Raw genomic sequence first — 10,583 nt, 5'->3', positions numbered from 1 at the left:
GTGCAGGGGTAGGCGCCGGAGGAAGCGCCGGCGTGTGGGGGAGGTCGAACGTTCCGATCCCGGGAATCGTGATCGGCTCCGCTGCGGCAGGAGACGCCGGAAGCAGGCATGCTGCCACCGTCACACCCCCGGCGATCAGCAGTCCTGTGGTCGAGACCTGCTGGCGGTTGCCCCGACGCACTCTGTGCTTGGCCATGAAATGGAGTCCTTCGTGTCATACGGTGTCCGAGGGATCCAGGTGCCGCTCGGACGGAACACTCCATAACATTCCGGTCACGAACGAGGCGGACAACGGCCGATCGGCCCATACACCTACCTGGTTCGGTGATGCGGGTAGATCACAAACGGGCCTCCCTTCCGGCACCGGCGGCCGGGTCACCCACGCGGAGGCGTGTCGCCGCCCCGGAACTCGTCACGCCGGAATCGGTCGGTGAGTCGGCGGGCGCGGGTCCCACTCCGGTCCCGAAACCTGATGCTATGCGGGGCATCCCGGTGTCTTCTGGGGGCGTACCGCACCGGGTGCCCGGGCCGGGACCATGGACCGGATGAAGTGGCCGATCTCGGCGATGGCCCGCCGGGATTCGGGCAGCAGATCGGCCGCGGCCTGGAACACGTGCACCTGGCGGTCCCAGATCTGCAGCTCGCAGTAGCTGCCGGCCTCGGTGAGCCGGTGGGCCATGGTTTCGGCGTCCGGCAGCAGCAGCTCGTCCGACCCCACCTGGATCAGCGTCGGGGGCATGCCGCGCAGATCGTGCTCGATCGGGCACAGCCGGGCCCGGGTGTAGGGGCTGGTCGCCCGGTGGGCTTCGAGGCGTCGAGCGAGTCGGGACAGTTCCGCCGCGGCGGTGGCGGGCAGGAGGGCGCACCGGTCCGCGTTGGGGTGTGCCAGTTTGCGGGCCGGATCCAACTCGGTCAGCGGGGAGAGCGCCACAACGGCTGCGGGGGCGGGCAGGCCCTCGTCACGGAGCCGCAGCGGCACCATGAACGACAGGTACCCGCCGGCGGAGTCGCCGGCGATCACGATCTGCTCGGGCCGGTAGCCGGTGGCCAGGAGCAGCCGGTACCCGTCGATGCTGTCGTCGATGGCGTCGTCGATCGTATGGGTGGGCAGCATCCGGTAGTCGACCATCAGCACCGGTGCCTGTGCCTCGGCGGAGATGCGCGAGACGAGGCGCCGGTGCGTGCGCAGGCCACAGCACAGAAACGCGCCGCCGTGCAGGTAGAGGACGACGCGGTCGGCACCGACGTCGCGGGCCTGGACCCAGAGCGCGCCGCAGTGCGGGAGCGTCGCGGGTCGGCACCGGGTGCCCTCGATCGGCGGCAGCAGGTTTCCGACGGATTCGATCAGGTTGGTCGGCCACGGCAGCCCGGACGCGCGCGCCCACAGTGAGAGCACAGGGCGCAGGGTCAGCTGGAGCGATCGCGCCAGCAGTTGCGCCTGCACGCTGGCTCCGGGGAAGTGCCGCCCACGCACCTGGGTGGGGCGAAGGGGGACTCCTGGCCCGTGCGGCGCGGCGCATCCGTCGAGATCGCCGGGTTCCGACGGTGGGGTGGTCGTCACGATGGTCCTCACATCAGTTCGTTCTTGCGCCCCCGGACCGGTCGGGCACGCGTGGGCCGGGGGACTATGCACGCTGCCGAGGTGGAGTCCGAGTCGGCGTGCACATATCTCCTGAGGCGTCGGCACACCGGCGGTGCCGACGTCGGGGTCTGGACACGGTGCCGGTCCGGGGGCGCACGCACCGACAAAGACTGCCGGCGCTCATGCATACCGGGCCGCGGCCCGGACGGAGCCGTCGTGTGCAGCAGTTCGGTCCAGTGCGTTCCACGCGGTCCGGTAGCGCTTGTCGGTCATCTCGTCCGCGTCCGCGAGCAGGGCGTCCAACAGGGAGGAGGGATTGTTCTGCCAGCAGCGCACCGCCTCGGCGACGGCGCGGTTGGTGAACAGACCCGAGCGGGCCAGCGCAACCCGCCACTCGTCGAAGACGCCGCGATGGATCTGTTCGACGGTGTCGTAGTCGAATCCCTCGGCGACGAAATCGCGGGAGAACGCCGCCGTGACATAGTCCCCCCAGCCGGACGATTCTGCCGTCATCGGTGCGGGCCCCTTTCGTGCAGTCCACGCGACGGGTCCATTCCGAAGGGCGACGACGAACGGTGTCGGCGCCACCAGGGAACCCGGCCTGCGCAGTGTGTGTCAGGGCGTATCGTTGCCCGCCGTGGGGCCCGAGGGCATCGGCCGAACGACCCGGAGGGATACCTGTTTCTCGCCGACGGAACTCTCGACCGGGGTGGGCGGCGGATCGTTCGCCCGCCCGAGGCCGGTTGGGTGCGCCCGCGGACCCGGAGGGAGCAGACAGGTGACACCGCCATCGACGGCCTGGGGGCGACAGCTGTCCCTGCCCCCCGTTCATCACCATGGGCGGTCGCGATGAGGTGGGTGCTCCCGGCATTCCGCGGTGTGCACGTGCCGAAACCTCTCGAGGACCACCGGTTTCGGCTCGACGCCAGGCTTGCACCACGCGGACGGCGGCCACCCTCGTCGAGGATGCCGGCAGGCCTCCGGGCGGTGCCCGGTGGTCTCGGCCGTGACCGGACACGGTATCGGCATCGGCCGGGGCGAGCAGACCTGACCGACGCGCAGTGGTCGTGGTTGGCCCGCTGCTGCCCCGGGGGAGAAGGCGGGCCGCCCGCCGAAATGGACGAAACGCCAGCCCATCGACGGCATCCGGTGGCGGACCCACACGGGTACCCCCTGGCGGGACGTCCCGGCCCGGTACGGACCGTGGCAGACGGTGTACGGGCTGTTCCGGCGCCGGCAGCGCGGCGGAGTGGGCACAGATCCTGACGGCGTTGCAGGCACTCGCCGACGCTGCCGGCGCGATCGTGTGGGACGTCGGCGTCGACTCGACCATCGCGCGGGCGCACCAGCATGCGGCCGGGGCCCGCGGGGACGGCGATCAGCAGATCGAGAGCCACCCGGCGGGGTGGTGACCGAACCGGAGGATCACGCGTGGGGACGGTCGCGTGGTGGGTGGCCCACCAAGACCCATCTGGCCTGCGAGCAGGGCCGCAAACCGTTGTCGAGCGTGGTCACCGCCGGTCAGCGGGGGCAGTTCGCAGTTCACCGCGGTTCTCGACGGGATCGGTGTGCCGCGGACCGGCCGCGGTCGGCCGCGTACCCGGCCGGATCGTGTGCTGGCCGACAAGGCATACAGCAGCACCGGAAATCGCGCCTACCTGCGTAAACGCGGTATCCGCGCGACCATTCCGGTCAAGTCCGATCAGGCTGCCCACCGGACGCGGAAGGGGTCGTCCGGTGGACGTCCGCCGGAGTTCGACACCGAGCACTACAAGCAGCGTCATGCTGTCGAGTGCGGTATCAACAAGCTCGAGCAGAACCGCGCGGTGGCAACCAGATTCGACAAACTTGCGGTCCGCTATACCGCCACCGTCCGAATCGCCGCCATCAATCAGTGGCTCCGGCCCGACCGCTGATGAAACACACCCTAGCGCTCGTCGTCGCCGGGCACGGCGTCTTCCCGTGCCTGGGACGGGAAGACCGAGTGCAGCGGATTGACCCCGCCCATCGCCCCGTGCCCGGGCACGCCGTGTTCGTAGGCGGATTCGGCGTGCAGGGCCAGGTCGATACCGGACGCCTCGTCCTCCTTACTGACCCGGAAGCCGAAGGTGCGGTCGATCAGCTTGCCGAGGCCGAAGGTCACGCCGAAGGCGTAGAACCCCACCACCAGTACCGCGAGGACCTGCTTGCCGAGCTGCGCGAAGCCGCCGCCGTACAGCAATCCTTCCGGACCCTCGGTCATCACGGCGGTAGCGAGCACGCCGACGAGAACGGTGCCGACGATGCCGCCCATCAGGTGCACGCCGACGACGTCGAGCGAATCGTCGTAGCCCAGGCGGAACTTCCAGCCCACGGCGTACGAACAGACGATGCCGGCCACCGCGCCGACGACGAGCGCACCGAGAACATCGACGGTGCCGCACGCGGGGGTGATCGCCACCAGGCCGGCGACCACGCCCGAGGCGGCGCCGAACGTGGTGGGGTGCCCGTCGCGGCGCTGTTCGACGAACAGCCACCCGAGCATGCCGGTGCACCCGGCGACGAGCGTGTTGAGGAAGACCGCGGCGGCCTTGCCGTCGGCGGCCAGGGCGGAGCCGGCGTTGAATCCGAACCAGCCGAACCACAGCAGGCCCACGCCGAGCAGGACGATCGGGAGGTTGTGCGGCCGCATGGACTCGGAACGGAATCCCAGCCTTGGTCCGAGCACCAGTGCCAGGGCCAGACCGGACGCTCCGGAGACGGTTTCGACGACGAGTCCACCCGCGTAGTCGAGCACGCCGAGCCGTGCGATCCAGCCGTCGGGTCCCCAGACCCAGTGGGCGACAGGGACGTACACGAGCAGTGCCCAGACAGGCACGAACAGCATCCAGGCGGAGAACTTGGCCCGGTCGGCGATCGCCCCGCTGACGAGGGCGGCGGTGATGATCGCGAAGGTCAATTGGAAGGTGGCGAACAGGAGTTCCGGTACCTGGCCGTGGACGGTGTCGGGCCCGATACCGCTCATCCCCAGGTGTGCGAATCCGCCGAGCACTCCGCCGCCGAGATCGTCGTCGAAGCTGAGCGTGTAGCCCGCGACGAGCCACGTGACCGTGACGAGCGGGATCGACACGAAGCTCATCATGATCATGTTGAGGACGCCGGTGGAGCGGACCATCCCGCCGTAGAACAAGGCGAGACCCGGGGTCATCAGCAGGACGAGGGCGGTGCTCGCCAGCAGCCACGCGGTGGCCCCGGCGTCGATCGTGGGTGACACGGCAGATTCTCCTCACGCGCACGGTTCTCGGTGCGCCGGGTATCCACGATGTGCCGGTCCGGTTTCTGCCACGCGGCGCGGGTGTTGCGAGCGAGTTACGGAAACGGTCATTTCGGACAAGTGGCCGCGAGGGTGTCCCGGTAGCCGCGCACGGGCGGTGCCGCGGAGCGGTGTTCGCGAGGTTCGCCCGCTACGGGACCGACGAGGTCGGCGGCCGGGGGCTCAGGTCTTCTTGCGGGGCGATCGGCGTCGTTTCGGGGCCGGCTCGGACTCCGGGATGTCTGCCGGCCGGCCGGTCAGCGCCTCCACGACGGCGGCGAGATCCTCCGAGGACAGCTCGGGGGTCTCCTGCGGGGTGCGGCCCGCCGTGGCGGAGCGTGCCCTCGTTGCTGCGGTGTCGTCCATCGGTGTCCCTCTCGTCGCTCGGCGGCGTTCCCCGGATGACCGCCACGCTCACCGCACGCGCCATCCACCCGGCCAGCATGCCGGAAAGGTCCCGTTTTCGCAGCGGATGACGGCCGACACGCCCGGCGCGGATTCGGCCCGTGCAGCGCAGCGGCCTCCCGTGCCCCGGAACGGGGCGACGGGAGGCCGCTGCGCGTGTGGTGACTGGTCGGCGAGATTACCGGTGGTGGACCGTGCGGCGGCCGGTGACAGCCTTGACCAGGAACAGCAGGATCACCGCACCGAGGAGGCAGGTGAGGAAGCTGAAGATCAGGCCGCCGCCCGCCACATCGACACCGAAGAGCTTGAGCAGGAAGCCGCCGAGCAGACCGCCGATGACACCCACGACGATGTTCAGCAGGATGCCCTGTTGCTCGTCGGTCTTCATGATCTTGCTACCGATCCAGCCGGCGAGGCCGCCGATGATGATCCACCCGATGATTCCGAGTCCGAGCACGCTCCACTTCCCTTCGTTCGGGAATCTCGTCGATCCCCTCCGGTCTTCACCCGCCGTCGCCGGCGTGGTCACGACTTCGGTTACCCCGTAGGGCGAGGGACTACACCTCGGCGGAAAATTGTTCTCGTTCTGCGCCTTCCGCCGAGGTCCGTCAGCTGCAGTCCCGGCAGCGTGTCGTGCCGTCGTCGGACGGCGCGAGCCTGCTGTGGTGGTGGACCAGGAAACAGCTGTCGCAGACGAACTCGTCGTTCCGCCGGGGGACGACCGGGGCGGTGAGCTCCTCGCCGGACAGGTCGGCGCCGGGGAGTTCGAAGAACTCGGCGATGTCGCCGTCGTCCGGCTCCACGGTCTCGCTCACCGCCGGAAGCGTCGGGGCGGTCAGCTCGTCCGTGTCGAGCTCTTTACGGGTGTCGTAGTCGAGTGTCATGACCCTCCTCAGTCCTGGTCGCCGCCCGGCGACGGCACCAGCCGCGCGGTGCGATGTCTTCTTCGTGTCACCTTCCGGCGGGTGCCGGTGAGGGCGACGCCGGGCCGTGATCGCCCTCCTGTACCCGGACCGGGGAGATACCAAACCACTGTGCCGGAACCGGTGGGCGATCCAGGCCGGCCGTCCGACCGGACGGGTGGTCTCGCCGCGCGCGGGCCCCGGCTATCCGGTGTTCGGGATGGGCCCGACGGATGCACCCGAGGTTCCGAATTCCTCGATCACGTCCCACAATTCGTCGTCTGGGCCGATGTCGTAGGTGCAGGAGTCCGGCCGGGGATCGGGGACGAAGGCCCAGAGGAGCGCCCCGGCGGTGCCGGCCGTCTTCTGTCCCTCGATTTTCGTCGCGATGTGCTCGGCGCGGTCGGCCGTGGCCCCGCACCAGCCCGCCGGCTCGCCGATCTCGGCCACCAGCAGCGGCTTGTCGATCTGCTGGGCCTGGGCGATGCGGCGCGCCAGGCCGTTCCACTGGTCGCCGGGCAACGGGATCCCGTCGGCGCCGTAGTCGTGGTACTGGACGACGTCCACGAAGGGGGACGACCCGACCAGCGCGTACTCGTCGCTCTGCGTGCCGCACTGCCCGCCGCCGGTGAGCCCTGCGGTGATCAGGGTGCGGGGATCGATCGCGCGGACCTGCGCCCCCGCCGTGTCGAAGAACCCGCGCAGGACGGCGGCCGCGTCCGGCGGGCACTGCCGCAGCCACCACGAGCACGCCGCGTCGGTGCACATGCTGGTCTCGGGTTCGCCGACGAGTTCCCATGCAGCCAGCGCCGGGGAGTCCTTCCATCGCGTCACCGCCGTCGTCACCCAGTCCCGGAAACTCAGCACGGCACGCTCGTGATCGACCGGCTCCGTCCATCCGTCGACATACCACTGCCGGTCCTTGAACGCCTCGTCCTCGCACGCGCCGTCCTGGGCGGCAAGGACCGGGATCACGAGTTGACCGTGGGCCTCCGCCGCGGCGAACACGGCGTCGAGCGGGCCGAAGTCGAGTTCGCCGGTGAACCGGTCGACGGCCAGGGCCTGGAAGGCGTTGAAGCGGGTGAGCGAATGCGGTGGCAGCGCGCCGAAGTACGCATCCAGATCGACCATGGCGCCGCAGCCCCAGTTCACCGCCCAGTTCGTGCCCAGCTGGTAGGCGTTGAAGCCGGTGGGCCACCAGGGCTGCCCGTCGAGCCGCAGCGCCGTGCCGTCGGTGGTGACCCGCGCGCCCGGATCCGGATCGGCGGCGGCGGTGCCGGCCGTGCCGATCGTCGCCGCGGCGACGATCGAGAGACCCACCGCCCACGCCTTTGCCGTGCTCCCCGATCCCATGGAGGAACTGTACTGGCGCGGAGCCGGATCGGCTGCGCATGCGAACCCCGCGAGACCGCCGCGTTAGCACTCGGGCTCGGTGAGTGCTAATCTGTGCTGCGTAGCAGCCGGGCCGACGAGTGAGGTTGATCCAGGAGTAGATGCCGTGTCCCGTATCTGTTCCCGGTCGCATCGAGCGGTGGTCGCCGGACCGTTCACCCATCCCGGAATTCTTGTCCTGCAGAAGGTTCCGTACGACCCCGCCACCGGATGCTGCGCACCGTTCCGCCATCGCCGACGAGGATCCGAAAGACCATGTCCGTCCTGCAGACTCCCTTCCGCTCCGGACCGCACCGTTCCCGCCTCGACCTCCCCGCGCTGTCGACGCTGCGTGAGGCGGTCGAGGAGAAGGGGGCCGATCTGGCGCTGATGCTCGGCGCCCTGTCGATCGTGACCTTCTGGACGTTCGGCTTCGGGATTCTGCTCGGTGCGGCGGCCATCGGGACCGGCATCGCCGCCACCCGCCGGCCCGCCGTGTTCACCGACGAGGAGAAGTCCCTCGACGCTCTCGTCGGCATGCTCACCGGCATCTTCGGCATCCTCGCGGGCGTGGTGTTCCTCAGCTGGGCGCTGCCCAACCTCTGAGGCACCTGCCTCGGTCAGCGAGGCGCGGACGCCGGCGCGGCCATGAAGCGGTGGAGGAAGGCCTTCACCGAATCCGGTGTCACCGTCGCCGCCGCCGCCATCGCCTTGGACATGGGGGAGCTGGCCACCACCTTCCGTTTGCCCTTCAGCATCGCCTCGTAGCCCTTGCGGGCGACCTTCGCAGGGTCGTCCTTGGGGCCGCGGGCGATCGGCGCGTCCGCCATCCCGGCCTTGCGGAAGAACGGGGTGTCGGTCGCTCCGGGCATCAGCGCGGTGACGGTGACCCCGGTCCCGCGCAGCTCCTCGTGCAGCCCCTCGGAGAACGACTGCAGGAACGACTTGGAGGCGTTGTAGACGACCTGGTACGGGCCGGGCATCTCCGAGACCACCGACGACGTGATCAGCACGCGCCCGGTGCCGCGCCCGGCCATGCCGTCGAGGACGTACTTGGCCAGATGCACGGTCGAGCGCACGTTGACGTCCACCACCTCGAGCTGGTCCTCGAGGCCGGTGTCCACGAACAGGCCACCCTGCCCGGTGCCGGCGTTGAGCGCAGCGGCGGCCAGTGGCCGGCCGGTCGCCGTCACGGCGGTGCACACCTCCTCCACGCCCGTCACCGTCCGGAGGTCGGCGCGCACCGGAATCACGGCGGCGCCGGTGGCGGCGAGAGCGCGGGTGGCGTCGTCGAGGGCATCGGAGCGGGCCACCAGGATGAGGTCGTATCCGTCCCGGCCGAACAGTCGGGCGAGTTCCAGGCCGATGCCGCTCGACGCTCCGGTCACCAGGGCCAACGGTCGTGTTTCGGTCATGGCCCCGGATACCCGCATCACTCCGCCGCAACCACGCGGCCGGGGTGTCGGTCGGCGCCGGTAGTCTCGGCGCGTGGCCCTCTACCGTAAGTACCGACCGGCGACCTTTGCCGAGGTGGTGGGTCAGGAGCACGTCACCGAGCCCCTGAGCATCGCCCTCGACGCAGGTCGCATCAATCACGCGTATCTGTTCTCGGGCCCGCGCGGCTGTGGCAAGACCTCCTCGGCCCGGATCCTGGCCCGCTCCCTGAACTGCGCGGAGGGCCCCACGTCGGCCCCGTGCGGGACGTGCCGGTCCTGCGTGGCGCTCGGCCCCGGCGGTGGCGGCAACCTCGACGTCATCGAGCTCGACGCCGCCAGCCACGGCGGCGTCGACGACACCCGCGAACTACGCGACCGCGCCTTCTACGCACCGGCCGAGTCGCGGTACCGCATCTTCATCGTCGACGAGGCCCACATGGTCACCACGCAGGGCTTCAACGCCCTGCTCAAGATCGTCGAGGAGCCGCCGGAGCACCTGATCTTCGTGTTCGCCACCACCGAACCGGAGAAGGTGCTGCCGACGATCCGCTCGCGCACCCACCACTACCCGTTCCGGTTGCTGCCGCCCCCCGTCATGCGCGGGCTGCTCGAGAAGATCTGCACGCAGGAGAACGTGGCGGTCGAGGACGCCGTCTACCCGCTGGTGATCCGTGCGGGCGGCGGTTCGCCGCGCGACTCGCTGTCGGTGATGGACCAGCTCCTCGCCGGCGCCGGCGAGGAGGGCGTGACCTACAGCCGTGCACTCTCGCTGCTCGGCGTCACCGACGTCGCCCTCATCGACGAGGCCGTGGACGCCCTCGCCGCCGGCGACGGTGCGGGTCTGTTCGGGACCGTCGAGAAGGTGATGGATGCCGGCCACGACCCGCGACGGTTCGCGGTCGACCTGCTCGAGCGGCTCCGGGATCTCATCCTGATGCGATCGGTGCCCGACGCCGCCGATCGCGGCCTCGTCGACGCCCCGGGCGACGTGCTGGAGCGGATGCGGGAGGAAGCCGACCGGATCGGTCCCGCCACCCTGACCCGGTACGCGGAGATCGTGCACTCCGGTCTGGGAGAGATGCGCGGTGCCACGGCCCCGCGCCTGCTCCTCGAGGTGATGTGCGCGCGGATGCTGCTGCCCGCCGCTTCGGGTTCGGAATCGGCTGTGCTGCAACGCCTCGAGCGTCTCGAAAGTGGGATCGCGGCCCCGCAGGGCGCCGCCCCGCGGGCCGTCGCTCCGGCGCCGGCCGCGCCCACGCCGCCGATCGCCCCCGACGAGCCGGCCGCCCGTTTCCAGCGACCCTCGCAGCGACGAGCCGCACCGTCCTCGGTCGCGCCCGTCCCCGAGCCTGCGGCCGAGCCGGCCCCCGTTCCACCGGCGGAGTCACGACCGGCCGCCGCGGCGCCGGCGCCCGTGCCACCGCCGACGCCCGCCCCACCGCCGACGCCCGCCCCACCGCGCCCCGTCGTGCAGGAACCGGAGCCTGCACCGCGCCCCGTCGTGCAGGAACACGCGCCGCCCGCACCGCGACCCGCGCACCGCGACGGCGAGCACCGCCCTGTTCACGGACGTCTACGAGCTGACGATGCTCGAG

The 10,583-nt window shown here is 70.6% G+C and carries 10 protein-coding genes and 2 pseudogenes; 3 read left to right on the top strand and 9 right to left on the bottom strand.

Features of this window, described 5'->3' with window-relative positions; translation table 11 throughout:
* The 3 genes and pseudogenes from G6039_RS30365 to G6039_RS28640 all read right to left on the bottom strand — a co-directional run.
* Positions 1-196: pseudogene (locus G6039_RS30365) on the bottom strand (hydrolase); the annotation flags it as partial.
* A 279-nt stretch (positions 197-475) separates the two neighbouring features.
* Positions 476-1,561, bottom strand: a complete 1,086-nt coding sequence (locus tag G6039_RS28645; RefSeq protein WP_029547111.1) for an alpha/beta hydrolase — start codon at positions 1,559-1,561, stop codon at positions 476-478.
* A 201-nt stretch (positions 1,562-1,762) separates the two neighbouring features.
* A complete protein-coding gene (locus G6039_RS28640) occupies positions 1,763-2,095 on the bottom strand; it encodes a hypothetical protein (RefSeq protein WP_006943112.1) in 333 nt (110 codons plus the stop codon).
* 474 nt (positions 2,096-2,569) lie between these two features.
* Here G6039_RS28640 and G6039_RS28635 point away from each other — a divergent pair.
* Positions 2,570-3,498, top strand: a pseudogene (locus G6039_RS28635) (IS5 family transposase).
* Between the two features lie 11 nt (positions 3,499-3,509).
* Here the strand turns inward: G6039_RS28635 and G6039_RS28630 are convergent.
* The 5 genes from G6039_RS28630 to G6039_RS28610 all read right to left on the bottom strand — a co-directional run bounded on the left by G6039_RS28630 (position 3,510) and on the right by G6039_RS28610 (position 7,534).
* Positions 3,510-4,835 (bottom strand): ammonium transporter, encoded by a 1,326-nt coding sequence (locus G6039_RS28630; protein WP_006943115.1) that lies wholly within the window; start codon positions 4,833-4,835, stop codon positions 3,510-3,512.
* A gap of 222 nt (positions 4,836-5,057) precedes the next feature.
* Positions 5,058-5,240: a hypothetical protein gene (locus G6039_RS28625; RefSeq protein ID WP_029547113.1), complete on the bottom strand. Its 183-nt coding sequence runs from the start codon at positions 5,238-5,240 to the stop codon at positions 5,058-5,060.
* Positions 5,241-5,457: 217 nt separating this feature from the next.
* On the bottom strand, positions 5,458-5,736 hold the full coding sequence (locus tag G6039_RS28620; protein WP_006943117.1) for a GlsB/YeaQ/YmgE family stress response membrane protein: 279 nt from the start codon (positions 5,734-5,736) through the stop codon (positions 5,458-5,460).
* A 151-nt stretch (positions 5,737-5,887) separates the two neighbouring features.
* Positions 5,888-6,163 carry a DUF4193 family protein gene (locus tag G6039_RS28615; protein ID WP_006943118.1) on the bottom strand — a complete coding sequence of 92 codons (276 nt, stop codon included), beginning with the start codon at positions 6,161-6,163 and terminating at the stop codon, positions 5,888-5,890.
* Positions 6,164-6,385: 222 nt separating this feature from the next.
* Complete coding sequence (locus G6039_RS28610) at positions 6,386-7,534, bottom strand: beta-mannosidase (RefSeq protein WP_029547114.1); 1,149 nt, start codon at positions 7,532-7,534, stop codon at positions 6,386-6,388.
* A 294-nt stretch (positions 7,535-7,828) separates the two neighbouring features.
* Here G6039_RS28610 and G6039_RS28605 point away from each other — a divergent pair, with 294 nt between their 5' ends.
* Complete coding sequence (locus G6039_RS28605) at positions 7,829-8,158, top strand: hypothetical protein (RefSeq protein WP_006943121.1); 330 nt, start codon at positions 7,829-7,831, stop codon at positions 8,156-8,158.
* 14 nt (positions 8,159-8,172) lie between these two features.
* Here the strand turns inward: G6039_RS28605 and G6039_RS28600 are convergent, their stop codons facing one another.
* Positions 8,173-8,967, bottom strand: a complete 795-nt coding sequence (locus G6039_RS28600) for an SDR family NAD(P)-dependent oxidoreductase (RefSeq protein ID WP_029547115.1) — start codon at positions 8,965-8,967, stop codon at positions 8,173-8,175.
* 73 nt (positions 8,968-9,040) lie between these two features.
* Between G6039_RS28600 and G6039_RS28595 the strand changes: the two genes are divergently transcribed.
* Positions 9,041-10,583: DNA polymerase III subunit gamma and tau (locus G6039_RS28595; protein ID WP_164528169.1), on the top strand; the 1,543-nt coding region annotated here is incomplete at its 3' end.

It is taken from the genome of Rhodococcus aetherivorans, from assembly GCF_011058165.1.
GTDB classification, from domain to species: Bacteria; Actinomycetota; Actinomycetes; order Mycobacteriales; family Mycobacteriaceae; genus Rhodococcus; species Rhodococcus aetherivorans.
This window is presented reverse-complemented; position numbering and strand designations above follow the sequence as displayed.